General features: G+C 36.1%; 1 pseudogene. It reads right to left on the bottom strand.

Going from position 1 to position 355, the window contains the following annotated elements:
• Nucleotides 1–355 (bottom strand): annotated as a pseudogene (locus ACRD7B_RS22825) (hypothetical protein); the annotation flags it as partial.

Genomic DNA, 355 nt, shown 5'->3' with positions numbered 1-355 from the left:
GCTCGTGTTTACCAGCCCTCCCTTTTCTAACAAAGTCAGTTCTGATATTATTTGAAGTGGCATATTTACGATTAGCATTTGTGGCATAAATAGCAGCAGCTCCAATCAAACGCACTTTAGTATGAGTTAAGGTTTGTGCGAGATGGATCGTTGATTTAAAATGAGTCCCTTCGTTGAAAGCATCAAAGCTTAGATACTCAATAAAACTGATACCATTGATTTGTAATTTATTAACCTTGGCACCAAACTCAACTGCTTTGGTTTCTTTGCCACGTATAATTGGGCGGATATAACTTTTAGATAAACTAACTATTCGATTTTCAGGTGCTTTACCAGTAGTGAATTTATAGTTTTG

The organism is Carboxylicivirga fragile (genome assembly GCF_050589805.1).
In the GTDB taxonomy this organism is placed as follows: Bacteria; Bacteroidota; Bacteroidia; order Bacteroidales; family Marinilabiliaceae; genus Carboxylicivirga; species Carboxylicivirga fragile.
The sequence above is the reverse complement of the archived record's forward strand: the minus strand, read 5'-3'. Positions and strand labels throughout refer to the sequence as shown.